Raw genomic sequence first — 22,203 nt, 5'->3', positions numbered from 1 at the left:
AAAATAGAAGTGACTTTATGGGTGGTCAGCAGCGGAGCGATCGGAAGAACAATCCGTACGCGAAGCGATCTCCCATAACTCACTTCATTTTTCCAAGGAGGAACCATGATGAGTGACAAAGCGTACGCCTTATTCGAGGAACAACAGCAACAACGAGGCATTGACCTGGAGCGAGTAAAGGCAAGGCTGAAAGCGCTTAGCATAGAAACACCATCCTGGGGATATGGCGACTCAGGTACACGATTTAAAGTCTTTCAGAAAACGGGCGTGCCGCGTGATCCGTTCGAAAAGTTGGAGGATGCGGCGCAGGTTCATGCCGTGACAGGCTTATGTCCATCCGTTGCCATTCACATTCCATGGGATAAAGTAGACAATTACGGCAAGCTTCGCAGTCATGCGGAAAGTCTCGGTCTGCGGATTGGGGCCGTGAATCCTAATCTGTTTCAAGACGAGGACTACATGCTCGGCAGTGTCACCAATGTAGACCCGGCCATCCGCCGCAAGGCCATCAACCATTTGCTAGAATGCGTAGATATTGCGAAGGAAACGGGTTCGAACGATTTTAGCTTATGGTTCGCAGACGGAACGAATTATCCCGGTCAGGGGGACATTCGCAAACGGAAAAATTGGATGCTGGAAGCGCTCAGTGAAATGTATAAGGCGCTCACATCTGACATGCGCATGCTGATTGAATACAAGGCGTTCGAGCCAGCCTTTTATCATACGGATATTGCCGATTGGGGCATGGCGTATAATTACGCAACCAAGCTGGGGCCGCAGGCACAGGTGCTGGTGGATACTGGGCATCATCTGCCGGGAGCCAACGTGGAGCATATTGTGGCGTTTCTAATTGATGAGAAGCGATTAGGTGGTTTTCATTTTAATAGCTACAAATATGCGGATGATGATCTGATCGTGGGCTCCGCGAATCCGTATGAACTGTTCTTGATTTTTTATCAAATTTTAAATGCGGCTCAGGATGTGGATAAAGATATTCGGCATACGGTGGACAAAATTGCTTATTTGATCGATCAGTCGCACAATATTGAGCAAAAAATTCCGGCGATGATTCGTTCGGTGCTGAATGTGCAGACTCAATATGCGAAAGCGCTCCTAATTAATCATGCAGAAGTGGAGGAAGCATCGAGCCGCCAGAATGTGCTGGGTGCGGAGGATGCTGTGCGACAAGCGTTTGAGTTTGATGTGGCACCATTGCTCAGAGCGATCCGTGAAGAGCAAGGCTTACCAGCAGACCCGATGAAAGCTTACTTAGCGTCTGAGTATGGCACGCAGATTTTGCAAAGAGGCAAGGGTGGTGCAAGCTGGTGAGTATCCTCGCTTATGATTTGGGGGCAAGCAGTGGCAGGGTTCTACTCGGAGAATTGACGGATTCACGTATAGTGGTGGAGGAAATCCATCGCTTTTCGAATGATCCGGTCAAGGTTGGGGAACATCTGCACTGGGATCTGTTGCGTCTGTATCACGAGGTTCAGCAAGGATTGATCAAAGCCAAGCATAGGGGAGTGAATCCATCCAGTCTTGCGATTGACTCCTGGGCGGTCGATTTTGGACTGATCGGAGAAACTGGAGAATTGCTGGGCAACCCTTATCATTATCGGGATTGGCACACCCATGGGGTAATGGAAGAAGTACAGGAACGGCTGGGAAAAGAGTTTATTTTCCAGCGCACAGGCATTCAGTTTTTGACGTTTAATACCATTTATCAGCTGGCTGCTATGCGAAATGCGAGTTCACCGTTGCTGGAGCAGGCAAAGCATTTCTTGATGATTCCAGATCTGCTACGGTATTTTCTGACAGGTGAAATGTACAATGAGTTTTCCAATGTGACCAGCACGCAATTATATAATCCGTTGCAGCAAAAATGGGATGATGAGCTTTTGTCTGGAATCAACATTCCTCATTCCTGGTTTGGTGAGGTGCTGGAGCCAGGAAATGTTGCAGGAACGATCCGCTCGTCGGTTATGAACGATTTGGGCATTGGAGCGATTCCTGTGATTGCAGTAGCAGAGCACGATACGGGATCTGCTGTGGCTGCCGTGCCTGCGCTGGAGCGCTCGTTTGCGTACTTGAGCTGTGGAACATGGTCTCTGATGGGAACGGAAACGGCACAGCCTGTAATCAATGACGATACGCTTCGTTTTAATTTTACGAACGAAGGTGGGGTCAGTCGAACTTACAGGCTGCTTAAAAACATCATGGGCTTATGGATTTTACAGGAGGCGCGTAGGGAGTGGGAACGGCAGGGGTACTCCTATTCCTTCCCTGAACTGGTTCATATGGCAGAACAGGCTCCAGCATTCACTTCTTTGATTGATCCGGACGATGAACTATTTCTGCACGCCGGGGATATGAGAACACGAATTCGCCAATATTGCCGCAATACCCGACAGCCATTGCCCGAGACGCCGGGAGAAATCACGCGTTGTATTTTGGAGAGTCTGGCGTTAAAGTACCGTTACATTTTGGAGCTTACAGAACAGGTGTCAGGACAACGGTTTAATGGTTTACATATGGTCGGAGGAGGGATTCAAAATCGCTTGTTGTGCCAATGGACGGCCAATTCGATTCAAAAACCAGTGTGGGCGGGACCTGCAGAAGCGAGCGCAATCGGCAATCTTGCGGTACAATGGATGACACAGGGAAAGTTCGCCGATATATGGGAAGCCCGCCGGGTCATCGCGAATTCTATTTCCGTGGAGGAATATGAGCCTGCCGAATCAGAAGCGTGGGAGGATGCCTATGGGCAATTCCGGCGGGTGGCGGGACTTTTTGTACATTAAAGATGTGGAGTGAGATTGCCATGCTGGTCGCAGAAAGATATGAGATGATTGTGCAGCTCGTGAATGAAAAAGGAAGCATACGAGTGTCCGAATTGAGTGAGTTGTGCAAAGTAACGGAGGAAACGATTCGCCGTGATCTGGACCGTCTGGAGCAGGCGGGACGACTGCGCCGTTCGCATGGGGGAGCGGTCAGTGTCAAAAACGAGCAGCCTGAAACGCCCTATGCGGTACGGGAAATTATGAACGCAGAGGAAAAGCGCAGAATTGCCGAAGAAGCAGTCAAGCAGATTCAGCCGAATGATCGTATTTTGCTGGATGCCAGCACAACCGCCTGGTATATGGCCTCAAGTTTACCGGATATTCCTTTGACAATATTAACGAATTCGATTCGGGTAGCTACAGAGCTGGCGGGTAAGGAAAAAATCGAGGTCATTTCGACGGGGGGGCAGTTGCTTCAACGCTCGCTGTCATTTGTAGGCCCGCTCGCAGAGCGTTCCCTGGAAACCTATTATGTGGATAAATTGTTTTTCTCCAGCCAGGGGGTTCATCTGGATCGCGGTATTAGTGAATCGAATGAACTGCAAGCTCGTTTGAAGCAGAAAATGGTCAGCATTGCAGACCGTGTGATTTTACTGGCCGATGCGAGCAAATTTGGGCAACAGGCGTTTACGCATGTCGTGAACCTGTCGCAGGTATCCGAGATTATTACGGATTCGAGGTTGTCGGATCCGATTCGCAGTCAACTTGCGGAGCAGGCTATTCCAGTTACGGTTGTGTGAATTTAAAAATGTCGAGGTGGAGAGTGTCGCTCCGCGTTTCATTTGCTCTTACGCTCGCTGTTGCAGTGGGATTCTTTGATGATGTAAAACACGTTTAGGTGAGAATCCCACTGCAAGCTTATGCTTACGTAGAGAGCTTTCCTTTGGAAAGCTTTTAGGCAAACGCTGACGCTTCTCCAGATTCAAATGAACCGATCCGCTGGTATCCTCTATAAAGTAATAGCTATTCCATAGACGTAAGGGGTGTTCCGTATGAAGGTATCTTTATTTATTACTTGCCTGAGTGATGCGATTTATCCCAAGGTGGGGGAAGCGATGGCATGCTTGCTTTCCAGATATGGTGTTCAGCTGGATTTTCCGAAGGTACAGACATGCTGCGGACAGCCGTCCTATAACAGCGGCTATTGGGATGAAACGAGGGTTGCTGCCAAAACAATTCTGAAAGCGTTTAACGACAGCGATTTTGTCGTATCTCCTTCCGGTTCCTGTACATATATGATTCATCATTACCCGGAGTTGTTTAAGGATGAGCCCGAATGGCTCGATTCAGCACGGAGGCTGGAACAAAAGACGTATGAGTTTACGCAATTTATGGTACAGGTGCTTGGCGTGACCGATGTGGGCGCGTCTTTTCCGCATACAGTAACCTATCATCCGTCTTGCCATGGCACACGTTTGCTCGGCGTGAAGGAGGAACCGATGAAGATGCTTGGCAGTGTAAAGGGGCTGCAATTAGTACCACTTCCCTTTGCTGAGGACTGCTGTGGCTTTGGCGGGACTTTCGCGGTGAAAATGCCAGATATTTCGGGAGCGATGGTGACTGAAAAAGTGGACCATATCAGGGAGACCGAAGCCGAGGTACTGGTCGGACTAGATATGGCCTGCTTGATGAACATTGCCGGAAATCTTCGGTATCGGGAGGAGCCAGTTCGGGTCATGCATCTGGCTGAGCTGCTGTACGAAGGGGTGAAGCACGCATGACCGTCGTACACACACATTCCATGAACCAAAAGGTCAAAAAACGTGCAGAGCTGGCCCTAAATGATGATTTTCTGCGGAATGCAGTTCGTTTCACTACAGAGCGTTTGCGTAACGGAAAGCAGGTGGCTTTAGAGCAACACGGAAATTGGGAAGAATGGCGTGAACGGGGCCGTCAAATTCGTCTGCATACCATTGCCCATCTGGACTATTACTTAAATCTATTTGTAGAAAATGCCCGTGCCAACGGGGTGCAAATCCATTTTGCCGATACAGCAGCCGATGCCGTACGTATTACCCTGGATATTGCTGCACATAGCCAAGCCCGTTCCGTCGTCAAATCCAAGTCGATGGTGTCGGAGGAGTTACATTTGAATCAGGCGCTAGAGGGTGCGGATATCGAGACGATTGAAAGTGACCTCGGTGAATATATTATTCAACTGGCAGGAGAGCCCCCGTCTCATATCGTCATTCCGGCGATTCACAAAAACCGCTTTCAGATTGCCGAACTGTTATCCCAAGAAGCAGGTGAGAAACTGTCCGCGGATACGACGATTTTGGCGGGCTTTGTCCGCAAAAAGCTGCGTGAGAAGTTTCTAGAAGCGGATATTGGCATGACGGGCTGTAATTTTGCCATCGCCGAGACAGGCTCCATGGTCCTGTTTGAAAATGAAGGGAACGCACGGATGGTATCCACTCTGCCCAAAACCCAAATTACGCTGATGGGCATGGAGCGGATTATTCCATCCTGGACGGATTTGGAGGTGATGGCTACATTATTGCCACGATCCGCTACGGGGCAGAAGCTGACCATGTATATGTCTGGTATTTCAGGCCCTCGGCGCAGCCAAGATGCCGATGGGCCTGACGAAATGCACATCATCATCGTAGATAACGGACGTTCACTACAGCTGGGCAATCCCGAGTTTCAAGAGTTGCTGAATTGCATTCGCTGTGGTGCTTGCCTGAATGCCTGTCCGGTGTACCGACACATTGGCGGGCACGCGTATGGCGGGACATATAGTGGCCCTATCGGTGCGGTGCTTACGCCTGCCCTTCATAGCAACATTGAAGAGTGGAACGATATTGCGAGTGCGTCCAGTCTGTGTGGTGCGTGCTATGAAGCCTGTCCGGTCAAAATACCGCTGCATGATATGCTGGTATATTTGCGCAGACGCAAGGTTGAGGCGGGACAAGGAGATAAGCTGGAAACGGCAGGGATGAAAGGTTTTGCGACCGTGGTTTCCAACTCGAAGCGATTCGCAGTGGCGATTCGGCTAGGGCAGATCGCCCAGAAAGCGATCGTCCGTAAAGGTGAAATTACCTTGAAACTGGGTCCGTTAAAAGGCTGGAATACGTACCGTGTGGCTCCCTCTCTGGCGAAAAAATCCTTCCGTCAGCAATGGAACACGCTGGAGCATAAGCTGGAGCAGGAACGCAACGTGATGCAGCCGGATGTTCTCAGCCGAATGGAGAAGATTTTGGCAGATAGAAGTAAAGGAGGGACGCAGCATGAGTGAGCATAGTAATCCTTCTGCGCAAGCAAAAGCGGCCCATGAAGCGTGGCTTCATCAAATGGAAGAAGAATCCCGTGCCAAGCAGGTACGCTTTATGGACGGCATCGCGACGCGGCTCAAGCGTCCACGACAGACGGAGCCGCCAGTTCAGCCGTTTCGCGGGGCACCTGCATTTTGGTACGAATTCGATTGGAGCGCGGAGCGGCGCATCGAGGAGTTCACTGCTAACTTTACAAGTGTTGGCGGGCATGTCGTGCGTCTGCCGAATTTGGAGCAGACCGCAGACTGGATCGCGTGCAAAGCGCGAGAGCTGGGAGCGGCCTATATCGTCCGGCAGAATGAGCCGGACCTGGATGCGCTCCAGCTGGAATCGGCACTGCCGCAAGTCCGTTTATCGGTGTGGAACACCGATCCAGTCGAGGATTGGAAGGCCCGCGCCGCTGAGGCGGATATCGGCATCGTCATCGCCGACGAAGCGGCTGCTTACACCGGCTCGGTAGCGGTGCTATCCTCGCCGGAGAAAGGCCGTGCGGTCAGCCTTTTGCCAACCGCACTGATCATTCTTCTGCCAGTAGAGCGCTTGCGAACACGACTGGGCGAGATTCTAAGCCGCTTTGACGAAGTCGGGCGTGAGCAACTGCCTGCAGGCATTCATTTTATTACTGGACCAAGCCGCTCGTCGGATATTGAAAATGAATTGACGATCGGTGTACACGGGCCAGGTATCGTCTATACGTTGTTAGTGGGCTAGCGTGTAGACCGCCTAACGAGCATGATAGAGGGGAAAACGGGTTTCAAAATCTGTTTGTCTGCGATTACTCCTAACCGAAATGCGGCCATTGTGCAGCTCGGTAATACTTTTTGTAATCGCAAGGCCCAGCCCGGTGCCTCCAGTTTCCTTGGAACGTGATTTGTCCACCCGGTAAAACCGTTCAAACAAGTACGGGACATCTTCCGCAGGAATTGGGGTGCCGTAGTTGGTGCAGATTACCACCGCCTCGTCGTCTTCGCGTCCTATGGTGATATCAAGGCGTTTGCCGTCTTTTCCGTATCGAATAGCGTTGGAAAACAAATTTTCATACAGGCGTACCATCTCGTCGGTATCGGCTAGAATCCGAACAGGCTCGACGATTCGGACACGGTAGGACATGTCTGCCTGTTCCAGAGAGGGTACAAATTCCTCAGCAAGCTGAGTGAGCAATTTGCCGAGATCTACAGGCTCCAGCTCCAGTGGCAGGCTGCCACCGCTCACACGCGTGTATTCAAACAGCTCGTCGATCAGCTTCTTAAGCGTCAATGACTTTTCATAAGCAATGTTCACATAATAGCGCAGCTCAATTTCATCCCGATAGCGGTCGGTTTCAATATATTCCAAAAAACCGATCACGGATGTTAGCGGGGTACGAAGATCATGGGATACGCCAGTGATCAGGTCGTTTTTGGCCTTGGCAGAAGCCCGTTCTTCTTCCAGCGAGAGACGGAGATTGTCCGCCATGGTGTTCATATTTTTCGCCAAGGTACCCAGCTCGTCCGCTGAAGAAACAGGAATCGTATAGGACAGGTCTCCGTCAGCAAACTCCTGCATCCCCGTCGTAATTTCGCGAAGGTAACCAATCGTATTTTTGGTAAAAAGGAAAAAGAAATAGATATATGTAGGTAGCCCGCCTACCAGCATGATCAGTGGGGACCCAATGTGATTTACGGTCCAGCGAACCAGACGAGTGCCAAAAAATGAACGGGAAGGATTCAGCCATAGTAGCAAAGATGCTCCATAATAAGACACCATCAAAATCAGTCCAGTTAGAGCGAAAGCGGCAAGGCTAAGGGCTGCCAGTTTCCATCCCAACGTATCATATCGTTTTGCCTTCAAGACGTGAATCCTCCATTAATCGAATTTTTCCATTTTGTAGCCGATGCCCCACACCGTTTTTAGATATTTGGGTTTTCTCGGATCAGCCTCAATTTTCTCGCGAATTTTACGCACATGAACCATCAGCGTGTTGTTGGATTCCAGATATTGCTCCTTCCACACTTTTTCATAGATCTGCTCCATGCTCAGCACTTGACCACGATTACGGGCCAACAGCTCGACAATGGCAAATTCTCGTGGGGTCAGCTTAATGGATTCTCCGGCGAGAGTGACCTCATGCGTAGCAGAATTAATGGAGAGTTCATCCAGTATCATTTCATGCTCCGATACAGGGGAGGAATGGGTATATTTCCGTACTCTACGCAGCTGGGATTTAATGCGTGCCACCAGTTCCAACGGGCTGAACGGCTTAGTGACGTAATCATCGGCCCCAACGCTGAGTCCTGTGATTTTGTCCATATCTTGTCCCTTCGCAGACAACATAATAATCGGAAAATGCTCGGTTTCCCTGATCTTCATGCAAGCTTCAACCCCGTCCATATTGGGCATCATCACATCAAGCACCATCACATCTATCGATTCCCGACTGATTTGCTCCAGAGCTTCCAGTCCGTCTCGTGCCATAAGCAGTCGATATCCTTCATTTTCCAAATAAATTTGCATCAGCTTAATAATTTCAGGCTCATCGTCTACTAATAAAATGGTTCCGTTATGCATGGCCCGTGCACCCTTTCTGTTCTTTCCAGCAGTATACAATATGGCGTATTATATACTTTTTTAAAGATGGAGGCTATGGACACTCTTCTCAGTTCGCTTGCTTGGGGACGTCAGCCTTTGGATAGTGCTGTTTCAGTTGAAGAAATACGGTTTTCTTGCTTGAATTGTCTTTTTTCTATTCCCGGTAGTTGACCGAACAGGATCCAAGCAAATGGTAGGAAACGGGAGATGGTAGACACGACGAGCCAAGAGCAAAGAAGTGCAAAGAAAAAACCTCCAGCGTACCACACATGAATAAGCTGCGGAGAACCGATATGTGGTGAAAACTGCCGATACAGAAGCAGGAAAAACGGATGAATCAGATACACACCAAAGGACAGTGTGCCCAGACGTTCCAGCTTGCGAGTGACAAAGGAATGTTGTCGTCTATACATTAAAAAGGAAATCTGTAGTATTACCAGCGTGCTGGACAGGCTGTACATATTATACATAAGTTCGAAAACTAGCGAATTATACGAGATTCCGTACATTCTATTTTCGCACCACATATAGACATGCATGGTGGCTGAAATCAGCCATAAAGCCCAAATTGTGATCCATGTCAGCACTCCGGCAACACTTCGTTGCCCCTTACGCATCAGAAACCACGTTTTCAGCTGTGGGTAGTAATAACCTAGAGCAGCACCCAGCATGTAACAGGCTACATAAGACAGTGCCCAACTGCCCTTATTTTGCACCTGAAATAGAAATTTATTGCCAATTACAAATGACCACTGTAGCAACAGCCCAAGGACAATAGACCATTGTGGAAGTTGCCGATATCGCTGGAACAGCCACAGTACGAATGGAAATGCAAGATAGAATTGCATCATGATAAAAATATAATATAAATGGGTATACGCTTTGCCTGTCGCCAGCTTCAGAGCAAAGCTTTTCGCAAGTGTGGCTATATTCCATGGTTCGGAGCTGCTAGCCATAAGAGACAGGAAGAAATAAAATAGGGAGAACATGACGTAAGGTAAGAGAATATACAGCAATCTCTGCTTATAAAAGCGACTTAAGAACTGTCGTCCCATTGGACGATCCTTGTAGTTGTAGAACAGTACCATGCTGCTAAGCGCGATAAATACGGGGGTTCCATACTTCATCAACACATTGAGCGCATTGTATACAACATATAGGCTGGAATTTGTAAGCTGAACCGTTGCATAAGAAGTGGCATGTACCATCAAGACGGCTAAAATCGCCATGGCTCTGACCAACTGCAATTCGGGAATTTTTTCTTTGGTCGTAGGCTTCATAAGCTTCATTTCCTTTCAGGAGTGAACTGTATCTTGTTGAACTCTTTCTATTAAAAGATAAAGTTCTTAACAACCCTAAAGGGAACGGCTTAAGAAACGCTTATGAACTTCTTAACTTTTGTTAAGAATTGAGGATTTTGCAAAAATCCTGAATTAAGAAAAGAACTTCCATAGCCTCAAAATGAGTGGTATGGAAGTTCTTTTTTATACTCATGATTATTCGTTATTTGCAACGTTTGATAGGTGCGCGTCTAATTTGTCCACGAATAGCACCATTCGGATGACGGATCGTGTGGACATTGACGTAGGCATTACCCTCTCTAATTTGGCACACCAAATCATAAATGGTTCTGCCTCTGAGTGGACCGGTAAGATCACATGCACGGAGCACGCCGCTAACGACGCCTCTTCTAACGGTTATTCCAAACTTCGAAGGACCAAACAGTGTAGCAACAACAGGGCCATTTTCACCTCTTCGTCCCAGATGAATATGCGCTTCGGTTACCCGTGAGATATTGCGTACAGTCAGTTCAAAGCTTAATTGTTGGCTCGTTGGACGGTAACGAAATTCGGCTGTTCCTGTCGCATTTGTTCTGACAGGAGGCACTTCATTAGCCCCCCTTAAGGTGGCTCTAAACTTATTAGACATGACATCCCTCCTTTCTCAGTGTTGGTTTAGTGTATTCACAGGGCTAGAGAAGGGGCTGCACATTAGCCTATTCATCAGAAGTTGTGTGTTTTACAAGTTATTCAGTCCAAGCACAAAACAAACTTTTTCATAGTCTATGAGTATCTGATAGAGAGAGGAGGAGAAACCATGGGAACATTTATTGATGGGAGAACATCCCAGAATGCTTCGACAGCCAACTCTATTGCCATTCCGATCACTCTTATAAATACGCCTCAATTGTTCGGGCAGATCGGGTTAAACACACTGGGAGCTACAGGTACGCCACGGGTTTTGCTTAAAGGAACTATATCGCTTCAACTTCCGCTTGCTTTAGTCGGAATAACGATCACTATTGTAAGAGGTACCCTGGTTACTGACCCTGTTGTTTATTCGGCCACGTCAACTTTTAGTTTGAGTTTGTTGGCTCCACAGGTTATTGCATTCTCAGCCGATGACTTTAACCCGCCGATTACGGAACAATTGGTGTACACTGCTTTTGTTTCAGCTAACCTGCTGGGTACAATACGTGTAGGTCCAGAGAGCTTTGACGGAATTTTGGTTGCGGATTAATGTAGTAATTTTGATATGACGAAATATCGCTTCATGAGGCTTCGCAGATGTAACTGCGAAGCTTTTTTGTGTACAAGACAAGTTTCAAGCTTAACGATTAAACTACTTTTCTTTTGCATAAGAATTACACAGGCATAACCCTGCAACAATGGGTAGAATTTTATGTATGCGCTTACAGTAAATATCCATTGCTTCGTACAATTAAAAATCTGGAGGAGGAATGAAGAATGGTGTGGAAAAAAGGATTGACTCATATGCTTTTAGCAGCTTTTTTATGTGGTGCAACAGGTGTGGGCATAGCTCTCCCGGCCCAGGCATCCGCTGGCGAGTACAAGTTTGATTTTGGCGGAGGTACGGTCGAAACGGGTTATACCGGAGTGAGCGCTTCGCTGTCTTATGACTTAGCACGTGGCTATGGCTTTCGTACCCCTGAGAATATGCGTAATGTCAGTGCTTCGGGGACTGGAGTGGCAAGTGATGCGGTACGTTTCCTGGTTACAGGTACGAAAAGCGAGAATACTTTTGATGTTGATCTTCCTCCTGGTTTGTATGAGGTGTCGGTTACTTTAGGAGATACCTCTCGTTCGAGTATTGCAGCTGAAGGGGTGTATCAGGTCATAAATATGACAGGGAATGGGGCCAAGGATCGCTTTCAAATTCCAGTAACAGACGGACAACTAAATCTGCTGGTTACTGAAGGCAAAGAGGGGGCGGTCTTCACACTCAGTGCAATGGAAATCAGGCAATTATCTAGCAATCCGGTTACGAATCGAACAATTTATATCGGTGGGGATTCTACGGTATGTAACTATTATCCGCTGGATAGCAGCGTGCAGGCGGGATGGGGTCAACTGCTGCCAGAGTTTGTGAACACGAATACTTTTCAAATTCGCAATATGGCGTCAGGAGGCCAAATTGCTAGAGGCTTCCATCAGGACGGTCAGTTGGAGGCCATCGTCCAATATATTAAGCCGGGGGATTATTTTATTCTCCAATTGGGCATTAATGACACCAATCCAAAGCATAACGAAAGCGAAGCAGAGTTTAAGGACTGGATGCGGGATATGATCCGGCAGGCGAAGGCTAAGGGGGCGACGGTAATCCTGTCAACTCCGCAAGGACGAGCCACTGACTTTAATGCTAACAATGTACACAACGCAGAAAATAGATGGTATAGAAGTGCTATTTTGGCGCTGGCTCAAGAGGAACAAACGCCTTTAGTCGACCTGAATGTTCTTAGCTCCGCTTATTTTACTTCTATTGGTAAAGTCGCTACACTGGCTTTGTACATGAACGGTGATACACTCCATCCAAACTATGAAGGTGCAAGGGAACTGGCACGATTGGTAGCACAGGATTTAAAAAGGCAGGGTCTGAGCGGATTCTAAATTTTAACGATGGGTTTTCCCCTGTTTCTTACATTTGTAGGAGCAGGGGTTTTTAGCATCTGTTCAGGGTGCTATAATTATTGAAAAAGCAATAGTAATACGGAGGAATTAGAACATGCAGCCTTTCACTGCCCGTGTGCTTCAAATTATACTGTTGATCCCTGAGGGAAAAGTAATGACTTACGGTCAAATTGCGGCAGAGGCCGGAAGCCCAAGAGGTGCCAGACAGGTGGTGCGGATTTTGCATACATTGAGCCAAAAACACCGGCTTCCTTGGCATAGAGTAGTCAACCGTTTGGGGGAGATTGCTTTGCAGGAGGATGAGTCCGCATCCCTGCAGCGTCTGTATTTGGAGGAGGAAGGCATACGGTTTAATGAAAACGGGCGCATTCCACTGGATCAATATCTCTATGATCCGCAGGCAGAGATGGAAGAATAGGCGCGGAACAAGCTATGCGGTTTTATATTAAATTTGATCGTCATAAAGAACCGGGACAAGTCAATTAACGATTTGTCCCGGTCTTTTTCATCTAGCATACGAAGCAGATAACTAGAGGTAATCTGTTATTTATAGCATAAGATTCATTTGTCATTTTATCCGATAAGATGCTGCTGATCCCGTTGGGCAAGGTGAAAAGAAATGCTGTTCATCAGTGGTATATCGTTATTTTTCCGGGCTTCCCGGATGAGTTGTTTCTTTTTTTGATCTGATTCACGTAAAAAGCGGGTCATCCACAAATCAGACGGTTCGTTAGTGGTTGTCATACGAGATTCTTTTATCATCTATTAACCCTCCCAGTGAGCGGCTGTTATTCTTTCTCTAGTATATGTTCCAAACCTTAATAGATGCTGTTGGTTTCCTTAAAATTAGCTGAAAATTAGGTAAAGTTAAGGTAAAAATAGGTTGAATCCATATCTGATTGGACGAAAAGTAGTATAAAGCGAGTAATCTGGAAGTAAAGGTTACAAAAATGTATTGTATTGACACCTTGTACCAACACAAACCTGAAAGTACAATTAGAATGCAAGAGTTTGTGGAAATTTATGTCGAAAAAAACGGAAAAGATTCGAAGAATGCACCGAAAGGGGAGAGATTCATCTATGAAGCAAAAAGCGGCTGCCGTGCTGCTTGTATTGTCATTATCATCAGGCTTGGCCTCCACTGTACAGGCTGAGAGTTTATCAGGAAATGTAGCATCAAGTACGTCAGTTAAACCTTCTGCTGCGGCTCCATCGAAGACATCATCCATAACGGGTCAGGCTTTACCTACATTGACACTCAAGCAGGCCGCGGAATGGGCACAGACGAACAGTTACAATACACGTACCGCCGAACGGGACGTAGAGCGCCGCAGAATGGAACTGAAAAATGCAGAAAAGGACCTGGGCAATTCACCTGTCGATTTTATAGACAATGAGTATGTTGATGATGAAACGTCATGGAGAAATTACAGTTCCTCGACGCTATCTTATTTAGCCAGCAAAAAGCAGGCGCAGTTCGCCAAAGACCAGATTTATTTTAATGTGATGAAAAGCTATCAAAGTGTGTTCGTGGCAGAGAATCAGGTGAAAAATGATCTAGAAGCGCTTGAAATCGCCCAAGCGGAGGAAAAGATTGCACTTGCCAAATTTGCGCGCGGAAAGCTGTCTGAGCATGCGAAAAACGAGAGTACACAGGCCAGAAGCCAAGCTCAGCAAACCGTAGAGCAGGGGAAAATTGCGTTGCAAAAATCCAGGGATGCCCTGAACTTCCTCATGGGACAGCCTAATGGAACAGCTTATGAATTGGTCGATCGACCCGTGTACAAGGAACCGAAGAAGCTGGATATCGAATTACATATACAACAGCTGACAGACATGAATCCAAATTTATGGAAGCTGGAGGATAGCATCAAAACTTCGGAGCTTAATGTGAGATATTTCGATTTTAACAATGGTGCTGGTGCTTATGATCTAGCTAAAATGGATGTCGATACGGCTAAGGAGGAACTCGACAAAGGTCAAAAGGATTTTGCCGAATCTCTCCGTAATTTGTATGCCACAGTTAAGGAAAATCAAAAGAAATACGTACAACTGGAAGAAAGCTTGCGTACAGCAAAAGAGGCCTTGGAATTATCACGCAAAAAGTGGGCCAGAGGTCTAATTATTGAGATGGAATTGAAAAATAATCAGTTGAAAGTGAACCAGATTGAACGGCAAATGGAAGAGCTTGCGATCGAGTTGGATCAAAATGAGTATACGTTGAACAAGCCATGGAGCACATAGGGAGGAAACGGCATTGGCAGAAACGGTTTTAAATGACGCTTTAATCAAGTTACGGAGAAAACGGAGAAAAAAGTGGATCTGGACTGCAATTGTTCTACTGGTTGTCGGTGGAGGCGGAGCAGCAGTATACCTAAATTTGCCCAAAGAACAGGCGGCACCGTTGGTTCAGGATGAGAAGCTTAAAGTAGAACGCGGCGATGTGAGCGAGAAGCTGGATACGTCCGGTACCGTACAGGCTTCCAAGGAAGTGAAGTTGAATTTTACAAGCGCAGGCGAAAATAAGCTGGCAGCGGTGAACGTGAAGGCCGGAGACAAAGTGAAGAAAGGACAAGTCCTGGCTCTTCTGGACAGTTCTGAAATTAAAATGCAAATTCAGAGTGCGTCTGATACTTTGGAAATATCTAAAGCCAAGCTGGCTGAATTGGAGAAAGGTCCGAAGGCTGAGGACATTGAAATTCAGAAAACAAATGTACTTCGGGCCAAAATGGCTATCGATACAGCGCAAGAATCATTTGAGCTGGAAGAAGCCGAAAGTCAGAAGAAAACTTCCCAAAAGCAGTTGGAACAGGCGCGAAAGGCATATGAAGACCAAAAGTTTTTACATGATGCCGGGGCGGTGTCCAACAGTGAATTGGAGCAGGCAGAGCAAGCACTGGATAAAGCACAGACGGACTATGATGGTCTGGATCTGCAGTTCCGCAAAATCATGTCACAAAAACGTCGCACCATTTCAGAGGCTGAAATCGGATATCGTACGGCAATGGCAGAGCTTCGCAAAATTCAGGTTCCGGCTGATGCATCCAATATTCAAGCCTCACGGATAGAGGTTCGAAGACAGGCGACGGAACTGGAGCAGAAGAAAAATGAATTGAACAAGCTTCAGGTTACAGCACCTTGGGACGGGGTAATCTTGAAGGTGAACGGGGATGTAGGGACCAGTCCGACAGCTCCATTCATTGTCATGAATAACTCGGATTCCAACGACCTTAAGGTGGTTGTGAAGGTAAGTCAGACCGACATTGTCAAAGTAAAGAAGGGTCTTTCAGCCGTGTTGACTACCAATGCCTATCCGGGTGAATCATTTCCAGGGAAGGTGCAATTCGTGTCACCGGAAGCCTCTACGGATGAAGGGATGACGACGTATCTGATGGAACTGTCTGTTCATGACCCGAAAGGCAAGCTCAAAACGGGCATGATTATGAATGTGGCCGTTATTTTGGGAGTACACAAAAATGTACTGTTCGTACCTGCGACTGCGCTGAGATCCGAAGGGGGACAGGATGGCGTGTATGTTTCCGCTAATAATGCTGCAAATCCAGGGGCGCGCACTTTCAAGCCCGTAGAACTCGGATTTTATACGCCAGATCGAGTCGAACTCAAGTCAGGTGTAAAGGAGGGTGACACGCTTATTGTGCCTGCTCCTGAACCTCCGCCGGACCCTTCCGCTATGGGCGGCATGCAGGGAGGCTTTTAAACGGGTATGAGATACGTCATTCAGATTGAGGATTTGAAAAAAGTGTACCATGTCGGAGATCAGGAAATTCATGCTCTGCGTGAGGTTCAACTTGATATTGCTGACGGTGATTTTGTTGCGATTATGGGACCGTCTGGATCAGGCAAGTCCACGATGATGAATGTTATCGGCTGTCTGGATTTACCTACGTCAGGACAATTTTATTTGGACGGCTATTCGATCTTAGATGCCCGTGAGGATGAACTGGCTATTATACGTAATCAGAAAATCGGATTTGTATTTCAAAAATTTCATTTGCTCCCGCGATCAACGGCTCTGGAGAATGTGGAACTGCCTATGATTTATGCAGGTATTCCTGTCAAGGAGCGTCGTTTGCGGGCAATGGAAGCCCTCACTAGCGTAGGTCTAGGCGATCGGATGAACAATAGGCCGAACGAATTGTCAGGCGGTCAGCAGCAGCGGGTATCCATTGCCCGCGCACTTGTGAACAATCCGGTCATTCTCTTGGCGGATGAACCTACAGGCGCATTGGACTCCAAAACAAGTGTTGAAATAATGGGGATTTTTCAGCGTCTGAATGATCAGGGGAAAACGGTTGTATTGGTTACTCATGATCAAGAGGTTGCGGAATACGCCAAGCGTCTGATTCATTTTCGAGATGGGCGGATTGAAGAGGATCAGCCTGTTGGGAAACGAAGAATGGCGGCAGAGGAAGTGAAGGCATGAAGTTTAAGGAAATTATCCGTGTATCACTCAACAGTTTGCGAACCAATATGCTGCGATCTTTGCTGACCATGGTGGGCATTATTATCGGAGTGGCCGCTGTGATTATGATTGTAGCCATCGGTAAAGGATCAACGGCTACGATTACATCTCAGATCAACAGTATGGGAAATAATCTGCTGATGATCTATCCTTATGCTCCATATGATGGCTCTAGTTCCATGTCGTTCAATCAGACGAAAGGAATATCTCTAAAAGATATCGATGCGCTAGAGCAGCAAAAAGCAGTAGCAGAGGTAGCACCAAGTGCTATGACCAATGCAGATATTACGTGGAGTCGCAATAAGGTCAGCGGACAAATTGAGGGGACTTCACTGGCATTCGTTCATGTGAGAAAGCTGTCACTAGCTCAAGGCAGGTCGTTTACCCACTATGAAGTGGATAAACAAATGAATGTGGCCGTGCTTGGGAGTGATGCGGCCCGTAATATTTTTGGTCCGGATGCCTCCAGAGCGGTCGGTGAGACGATCATGATCAAACAGCTTCCTTTTAAGGTGGTCGGTGTGCTGGCAAATTCCAATTCCAATATGAGTAACAGCGGTCAGCAGGTATATGTACCGATTACAACGGGGATGGAACGGCTAGGCAATATGAGTATTCAGCAGGTGAACGCCTCTGCAACATCAGAGGAGAAGATTGATCAGGCAAGTGCAGAAATTCGGCAGGTGCTTCGTGTCAGACATGAGCTAAAGCCATCAGAGGGCGATGACTTTCAGATCATGACCCAGACGGAAATCTTAAAAACAGTGTCCGGGGTTGATCGGATTATGAATATGCTGCTGGCCGGTGTAGCTGCAATTGCGCTTGGCGTTGGAGGTGTCGGCATTATGAATATTATGCTGGTGTCCGTCACGGAACGTACGAGGGAGATCGGGATTCGTAAAGCGATTGGTGCGCAACGTAGTGATATTATGCTGCAGTTTGTGGCTGAGGCTGTTTTTCTCAGTCTGATGGGTGGACTAGTTGGCGTAATGGTGGGTCTCGGAGGTGCAAAACTGCTTGAGAAATTCGTCCAAATGCCGATTGTGTATTCGATAGAGCCCGTGCTTTACTCTTTTCTGTGCTGTATGGCAGTCGGAGTGTTGTTCGGAGTATATCCGGCGCGGAAGGCGTCTAAGCTGCGTCCAATTGATGCTTTAAGATACGAATAAGAGAGCGGGTACTTCGCCTTACTCGAAAGAGCAGGGTGTAAAGTGCCCGTTTTTTTGTGTTGAATAAGTGTTTTAAATGATAAAAAGACATGAATAACCACTTTAATTTTATATATGTGATGTTTTATATGCTTTTTAAGGTTGATTTATTGTTATATATGACGTATTATATTCAATATTAGATCGCAAGAAAAAAAGGAGGGACGTTCATCATCGACCTTACGGCAAGACAAGTAGAAATTTTAAACATCGTACAAAAGCATGCCCCAATTACCGGGGATCAGATTGCGGAAATGCTTAATCTCAGTAAGGCGACCATTCGGACCGACCTATCCAAATTGGGTATTCTGAATTACATAGATGCAAAGCCCAAGGTCGGATATTTTGTTGGAAAGCGGGGCACGCCGAACCGGGAGGAAAAATTCCGGCTATTGCAAATGAAGGTGGGCGATCTTCACGGGGTTCCAGTCATCGTACGTGAAACAACAACGATTCAGGAAGCTGTTGTAGCTCTCTTTTTGGAAAATGTGAGCAATTTGATCGTTACCGATGAAGACGGAGATTTGGCAGGGGTAGCTTCCCGCAAGGATTTACTTAAGGTAACGTTAGGGAATCCCAATGCAGCAACCATTCCTGTCAGCCTAGTGATGACCCGACAGGCGAATGTTGTCACCGTTTCCCCAGAGGATACGGTATTAGAGGCAGCGCGCAAAATTATTGCCCGTCAAATCGACAGTCTGCCTGTCGTCGTCCCTTCCGACTCCGACAAGCAAGGAGAGCACTGGAAAGTCGTGGGACGTATTACAAAAACAAATATTATTAAAATGTTGCTCGATATGGTAGCAGAGGATTAATGGGAGGAATCGAATGGTTCAGGCGAGCAGTCATTTTATAGCGATCTGTTCAGACTCGATTGGCGAGACGGCAGAAGCTGTCGTACAGGCGACCATGCGCCAGTTTGAGTTACCGGACACAGAGATCAAAAGATTTATGAACGTGAGGGATGAAGACGAACTGAGCCGGGTGATGGAGGAAGTTGCCGAGCGTAGAGGCTTTGTAGCTTATACGCTGGTACAGCCGGAATTGAGAGAGGCGATGAAAGAAGAGGCTGTCCGGCTGAATGTGCGGGCTGTCGACATTATGGGACCAATGATGCAGGCGTTTGCCGATACGTTCCATAACGATCCCAAAGAGAAGCCTGGTCTGCTGCACCGACTGGACGACAACTATTTTCGGCGTGTAGAGGCCTTGGATTTTGCGGTTCAATACGATGATGGCAAAGATGTGAGCGCCATTCTCAAAGCGGATATTGTATTGCTTGGAGTATCCCGTATTTCCAAAACCCCTTTATCCATGTTTCTCGCGCATAAAGGTTATAAAACGGTCAACATACCGGTTGTACCGGAGCTGACACCGCCTGTTCAGTTAAAGGATGTTCAGCATGGTCGAGTGTTCGGATTAACGATCGAGCCAGAGTTACTGTTGAAAATACGCAGTGAGCGACTAAAGGTTATGGGGCTTCCTAATAATGTGCAGTATGCTACAGCGACGAGAGTGGAAGAGGAAATAGCGTATGCGCAGTCTTTGTTTAAAGAGCTGAATTGTCCGGTTATTGATGTTACAGATAAGGCGATTGAAGAGACGGCAGGTTTAATTATCAGAATGTTATAGAGCCTAGTAGCTGCTCATATAACTAAAAATTAAAAACGTAGGATACAGGAGTTTAATAGATAAATAGAAAGATTGCAGCAAAGCTGCCCTAAATATATTCATTTGCTTAAGGGTAATAATTATTTTAGGAGAGGTGGAGGGATAGGTATGGAGAGTCAAATGGCATTGGAATTCGTTCGGGTAACAGAGGCAGCGGCACTGCAATCAGCACAATGGACAGGGCGTGGAGATAAGAATAGCGCAGACGAGGCGGCTACGGTAGCCATCCGCACTCATTTTAATGCGGTATCCATGGACGGCACGGTCGTCATTGGCGAAGGCGAAATGGATGAGGCTCCCATGCTGTATATCGGGGAAAGAGTAGGCAATCGCAGAGGACCGGCTATGGACATCGCTGTCGATCCACTGGAAGGAACCGAAACGGTGGCAAATGGTTTGAATAACGCTCTGTCGGTCATTGCTGCTGCACCTCGTGGTAGTCTACTCCACGCTCCGGATATGTACATGCAAAAAATGGCCGTTGGCCCGGCGCTGGCTGGAAAGCTGTCACTTGAGGACCCAATCCCGACCACATTGTCAAAAGCTGCACGAGCACTCGGTAAATCCTTGTCTGATCTTACCGTGTCCATTCTGGATCGTACACGGCACGCCGGGATTATCAAGCTTCTGCGGGAAAGCGGAGTTCGTATCAAATTGCTAGGCCATGGGGATGTGATGGGCGCGATTGAAACATGCCTGGATAGCGGTGTAGACTTGCATATCGGTTCTGGTGGCGCTCCTGAGGGTGTATTGGCCGCTGCAGCGCTGAAATGCATGGGCGGAGAAATACAGGGCCGTTTGTTGCCTCATGGTGAAGAAGAGATTGAGCGTTGCAAACGTATGGGCATTACTGATCCTGGCGCGTTGCTATCTATGGATGATATGGTCGGACGGCAAGGCGTGATGTTTGTGGCTACAGGTGTAACACCTGGAGAGTGGTTGCAGGGGGTTCGTTCTCTTCCCGGCCACAGAGCGGAAACTCATTCAGTCGTAATGCACTCGGATACAAAAACGATTCGCTTCGTGCGGAGTATCCATCATACAGCTGATTCTTCCGGTACGCTTGCGGTAGCGGCATCTTCTTGAACATTGAAGTCATGGCTTATAGTTCAATAAAACAGCGGTATCTAGGACTTATCCAAGGATACCGCTGTTTTTCATATTTTAGGGTCAATCTAACTGTCATAGAACAGATGAAGTTATCAACTCCATGGAATAAGAATCGAGTATACCTCACTTTTATTGAGTGACGTAAACATAATTATCTTTGTCATGCATCTCTCTTTAGTCTACTTCGTAATTTCTTAACCCTCTAAATGATCTACTAAATGTATATCCAACAATATACGTCTATCTGATTATTGTTTAAGGTATGAAGTACCTTGGCCCTAAAAGTTTGATAAATTTCTCTGCTAGAATAGATCAGCCTTCGAAATCATCCGAGAACTAATTTGGAAAAGCAAATCCTTATGTAAAATTAGAATAACACATTTAAGTAATACTTCTGTCTATTGGGATTATGAATTACTTTGGTCTAATATCTATAGTTATCTATCAAAAGGAATTAATTGCAAGTAGAATTAATTTGGTATACGTGTTAAATTACTAGTCCAGCCAATAAAACAAGATCAAAGATTTTTAATAAGTTTGAACAAGCTGGGAACTTTTACAGATAGACTTAATTGCTTTAAATTGATATATTGTTAGTCTAGCCCGAAAATGATTATTCAATAATATGGGGTGGATGACTCGCCTGGAATTATTTACAGGTTGATTGAATTAGTTGAAAATGTTATATTATTGTTCTGGCTCAAACGAAGCCGAATGATAATTTGATCTTTGAAAACTGAACAACGAGTGAGTACGGATTTTGTTCACAAAATCCAACGCTGAAATTTTGGTACATGCCTTCCAGGCTGTATAAAATGGAAGCAAACAAGAGATATTTTTTATCTCGTCAGTTTCAAAATGAGCATATCGCTCTTTCTATAACCAACTTCGGTTGGTCTTTAATGGAGAGTTTGATCCTGGCTCAGGACGAACGCTGGCGGCGTGCCTAATACATGCAAGTCGAGCGGGGTTATTTAGAAGCTTGCTTCTACACAACCTAGCGGCGGACGGGTGAGTAACACGTAGGCAACCTGCCCACAAGACAGGGATAACTACCGGAAACGGTAGCTAATACCCGATACATCCTTTTCCTGCATGGGCGAAGGAGGAAAGACGGAG

The 22,203-nt window shown here is 46.8% G+C and carries 21 protein-coding genes and 1 rRNA gene; 17 read left to right on the top strand and 5 right to left on the bottom strand.

Annotated elements, in window-relative coordinates; all coding sequences use genetic code 11:
- Positions 1-108: 108 nt before the first annotated feature.
- The 6 genes from rhaI (at position 109) to ACWA2B_RS27000 (ending at position 6,826) form a co-directional block, all read left to right on the top strand.
- Positions 109-1,329, top strand: a complete 1,221-nt coding sequence (gene rhaI, locus ACWA2B_RS27025) for an L-rhamnose isomerase (protein WP_209950361.1) — start codon at positions 109-111, stop codon at positions 1,327-1,329.
- The gene (rhaB, locus tag ACWA2B_RS27020; protein WP_209950362.1) at positions 1,326-2,801 is read left to right on the top strand and encodes a rhamnulokinase; all 1,476 of its coding nucleotides are present in this window, start codon (positions 1,326-1,328) and stop codon (positions 2,799-2,801) included. The genes rhaI and rhaB overlap by 4 nt, the downstream gene beginning before the upstream one ends.
- Before the next feature lie 20 nt (positions 2,802-2,821).
- Positions 2,822-3,580, top strand: coding sequence for a DeoR/GlpR family DNA-binding transcription regulator (locus ACWA2B_RS27015; RefSeq protein ID WP_029518449.1), 759 nt, complete (start codon positions 2,822-2,824; stop codon positions 3,578-3,580).
- Positions 3,581-3,832: 252 nt separating this feature from the next.
- Positions 3,833-4,561 carry a (Fe-S)-binding protein gene (locus ACWA2B_RS27010; protein WP_029518448.1) on the top strand — a complete coding sequence of 243 codons (729 nt, stop codon included), beginning with the start codon at positions 3,833-3,835 and terminating at the stop codon, positions 4,559-4,561.
- Positions 4,558-6,078: a LutB/LldF family L-lactate oxidation iron-sulfur protein gene (locus tag ACWA2B_RS27005; protein WP_340885254.1), complete on the top strand. Its 1,521-nt coding sequence runs from the start codon at positions 4,558-4,560 to the stop codon at positions 6,076-6,078. The genes ACWA2B_RS27010 and ACWA2B_RS27005 overlap by 4 nt, the downstream gene beginning before the upstream one ends.
- Positions 6,071-6,826 carry a LutC/YkgG family protein gene (locus tag ACWA2B_RS27000; RefSeq protein WP_449292823.1) on the top strand — a complete coding sequence of 252 codons (756 nt, stop codon included), beginning with the start codon at positions 6,071-6,073 and terminating at the stop codon, positions 6,824-6,826. The genes ACWA2B_RS27005 and ACWA2B_RS27000 overlap by 8 nt, the downstream gene beginning before the upstream one ends.
- A gap of 12 nt (positions 6,827-6,838) precedes the next feature.
- Here the strand turns inward: ACWA2B_RS27000 and ACWA2B_RS26995 are convergent, their stop codons facing one another.
- The 4 genes from ACWA2B_RS26995 to ACWA2B_RS26980 form a co-directional block, all read right to left on the bottom strand.
- Positions 6,839-7,945 (bottom strand): HAMP domain-containing sensor histidine kinase, encoded by a 1,107-nt coding sequence (locus ACWA2B_RS26995; RefSeq protein ID WP_449292822.1) that lies wholly within the window; start codon positions 7,943-7,945, stop codon positions 6,839-6,841.
- A gap of 15 nt (positions 7,946-7,960) precedes the next feature.
- Positions 7,961-8,662, bottom strand: coding sequence for a response regulator transcription factor (locus ACWA2B_RS26990; protein ID WP_029518444.1), 702 nt, complete (start codon positions 8,660-8,662; stop codon positions 7,961-7,963).
- A 110-nt stretch (positions 8,663-8,772) separates the two neighbouring features.
- Entirely contained in the window at positions 8,773-9,963 is a 1,191-nt protein-coding gene (locus tag ACWA2B_RS26985) for an acyltransferase (RefSeq protein ID WP_069012374.1), read from the bottom strand.
- 223 nt (positions 9,964-10,186) lie between these two features.
- A complete protein-coding gene (locus ACWA2B_RS26980) occupies positions 10,187-10,612 on the bottom strand; it encodes a CHRD domain-containing protein (protein ID WP_023988435.1) in 426 nt (141 codons plus the stop codon).
- Between the two features lie 168 nt (positions 10,613-10,780).
- Between ACWA2B_RS26980 and ACWA2B_RS26975 the strand changes: the two genes are divergently transcribed.
- From ACWA2B_RS26975 to ACWA2B_RS26965, 3 genes are all read left to right on the top strand, one after another.
- A complete protein-coding gene (locus ACWA2B_RS26975; protein ID WP_029518442.1) occupies positions 10,781-11,203 on the top strand; it encodes a hypothetical protein in 423 nt (140 codons plus the stop codon).
- 227 nt (positions 11,204-11,430) lie between these two features.
- Positions 11,431-12,591 (top strand): rhamnogalacturonan acetylesterase, encoded by a 1,161-nt coding sequence (locus tag ACWA2B_RS26970; protein ID WP_029518441.1) that lies wholly within the window; start codon positions 11,431-11,433, stop codon positions 12,589-12,591.
- Between the two features lie 115 nt (positions 12,592-12,706).
- Complete coding sequence (locus ACWA2B_RS26965; protein ID WP_029518440.1) at positions 12,707-13,030, top strand: MGMT family protein; 324 nt, start codon at positions 12,707-12,709, stop codon at positions 13,028-13,030.
- Between the two features lie 155 nt (positions 13,031-13,185).
- On the opposite strand, the gene ACWA2B_RS26960 is transcribed toward ACWA2B_RS26965, so the two are convergent.
- A complete protein-coding gene (locus ACWA2B_RS26960) occupies positions 13,186-13,374 on the bottom strand; it encodes a hypothetical protein (protein ID WP_019687137.1) in 189 nt (62 codons plus the stop codon).
- A gap of 318 nt (positions 13,375-13,692) precedes the next feature.
- Here ACWA2B_RS26960 and ACWA2B_RS26955 point away from each other — a divergent pair, with 318 nt between their 5' ends.
- The 8 genes from ACWA2B_RS26955 to ACWA2B_RS26920 all read left to right on the top strand — a co-directional run.
- Positions 13,693-14,856 carry a TolC family protein gene (locus ACWA2B_RS26955; protein WP_029518439.1) on the top strand — a complete coding sequence of 388 codons (1,164 nt, stop codon included), beginning with the start codon at positions 13,693-13,695 and terminating at the stop codon, positions 14,854-14,856.
- A 13-nt stretch (positions 14,857-14,869) separates the two neighbouring features.
- Complete coding sequence (locus tag ACWA2B_RS26950) at positions 14,870-16,330, top strand: efflux RND transporter periplasmic adaptor subunit (RefSeq protein ID WP_029518438.1); 1,461 nt, start codon at positions 14,870-14,872, stop codon at positions 16,328-16,330.
- A 6-nt stretch (positions 16,331-16,336) separates the two neighbouring features.
- Positions 16,337-17,056, top strand: coding sequence for an ABC transporter ATP-binding protein (locus tag ACWA2B_RS26945; protein WP_029518437.1), 720 nt, complete (start codon positions 16,337-16,339; stop codon positions 17,054-17,056).
- Positions 17,053-18,264 (top strand): ABC transporter permease, encoded by a 1,212-nt coding sequence (locus ACWA2B_RS26940; protein ID WP_029518436.1) that lies wholly within the window; start codon positions 17,053-17,055, stop codon positions 18,262-18,264. The genes ACWA2B_RS26945 and ACWA2B_RS26940 overlap by 4 nt, the downstream gene beginning before the upstream one ends.
- A 239-nt stretch (positions 18,265-18,503) precedes the next feature.
- Positions 18,504-19,118, top strand: a complete 615-nt coding sequence (locus ACWA2B_RS26935; RefSeq protein ID WP_238794854.1) for a helix-turn-helix transcriptional regulator — start codon at positions 18,504-18,506, stop codon at positions 19,116-19,118.
- A gap of 13 nt (positions 19,119-19,131) precedes the next feature.
- On the top strand, positions 19,132-19,935 hold the full coding sequence (locus ACWA2B_RS26930; RefSeq protein WP_165150816.1) for a pyruvate, water dikinase regulatory protein: 804 nt from the start codon (positions 19,132-19,134) through the stop codon (positions 19,933-19,935).
- A gap of 147 nt (positions 19,936-20,082) precedes the next feature.
- Positions 20,083-21,060, top strand: coding sequence for a class II fructose-bisphosphatase (glpX, locus tag ACWA2B_RS26925; protein ID WP_165150815.1), 978 nt, complete (start codon positions 20,083-20,085; stop codon positions 21,058-21,060).
- Positions 21,061-21,983: 923 nt separating this feature from the next.
- Positions 21,984-22,203, top strand: a 16S ribosomal RNA gene (locus ACWA2B_RS26920); the annotation flags it as partial.

The organism is Paenibacillus sp. CMM36, assembly GCF_053570945.1.
Note: the sequence above shows the minus strand (reverse complement) of the source record. Positions and strands in the feature narration are given on the sequence as shown.

Excerpts from the sequence above, each read along its gene's own strand:
- ACWA2B_RS26980 (WP_023988435.1), bottom strand. The coding sequence starts at position 10,612 with ATGTCTAATAAGTTTAGAGCCACCTTAAGGGGGGCTAATGAAGTGCCT.
- glpX (WP_165150815.1), top strand. The coding sequence starts at position 20,083 with ATGGAGAGTCAAATGGCATTGGAATTCGTTCGGGTAACAGAGGCAGCG.
- ACWA2B_RS27015 (WP_029518449.1), top strand. The coding sequence starts at position 2,822 with ATGCTGGTCGCAGAAAGATATGAGATGATTGTGCAGCTCGTGAATGAA.
- ACWA2B_RS26985 (WP_069012374.1), bottom strand. The coding sequence starts at position 9,963 with ATGAAGCCTACGACCAAAGAAAAAATTCCCGAATTGCAGTTGGTCAGA.
- ACWA2B_RS26930 (WP_165150816.1), top strand. The coding sequence starts at position 19,132 with ATGGTTCAGGCGAGCAGTCATTTTATAGCGATCTGTTCAGACTCGATT.
- ACWA2B_RS26990 (WP_029518444.1), bottom strand. The coding sequence starts at position 8,662 with ATGCATAACGGAACCATTTTATTAGTAGACGATGAGCCTGAAATTATT.
- ACWA2B_RS27010 (WP_029518448.1), top strand. The coding sequence starts at position 3,833 with ATGAAGGTATCTTTATTTATTACTTGCCTGAGTGATGCGATTTATCCC.
- ACWA2B_RS26970 (WP_029518441.1), top strand. The coding sequence starts at position 11,431 with ATGGTGTGGAAAAAAGGATTGACTCATATGCTTTTAGCAGCTTTTTTA.
- ACWA2B_RS26960 (WP_019687137.1), bottom strand. The coding sequence starts at position 13,374 with ATGATAAAAGAATCTCGTATGACAACCACTAACGAACCGTCTGATTTG.
- ACWA2B_RS26955 (WP_029518439.1), top strand. The coding sequence starts at position 13,693 with ATGAAGCAAAAAGCGGCTGCCGTGCTGCTTGTATTGTCATTATCATCA.
- rhaI (WP_209950361.1), top strand. The coding sequence starts at position 109 with ATGAGTGACAAAGCGTACGCCTTATTCGAGGAACAACAGCAACAACGA.
- ACWA2B_RS26965 (WP_029518440.1), top strand. The coding sequence starts at position 12,707 with ATGCAGCCTTTCACTGCCCGTGTGCTTCAAATTATACTGTTGATCCCT.
- ACWA2B_RS27005 (WP_340885254.1), top strand. The coding sequence starts at position 4,558 with ATGACCGTCGTACACACACATTCCATGAACCAAAAGGTCAAAAAACGT.
- ACWA2B_RS26940 (WP_029518436.1), top strand. The coding sequence starts at position 17,053 with ATGAAGTTTAAGGAAATTATCCGTGTATCACTCAACAGTTTGCGAACC.
- ACWA2B_RS26945 (WP_029518437.1), top strand. The coding sequence starts at position 16,337 with ATGAGATACGTCATTCAGATTGAGGATTTGAAAAAAGTGTACCATGTC.
- ACWA2B_RS27000 (WP_449292823.1), top strand. The coding sequence starts at position 6,071 with ATGAGTGAGCATAGTAATCCTTCTGCGCAAGCAAAAGCGGCCCATGAA.
- ACWA2B_RS26975 (WP_029518442.1), top strand. The coding sequence starts at position 10,781 with ATGGGAACATTTATTGATGGGAGAACATCCCAGAATGCTTCGACAGCC.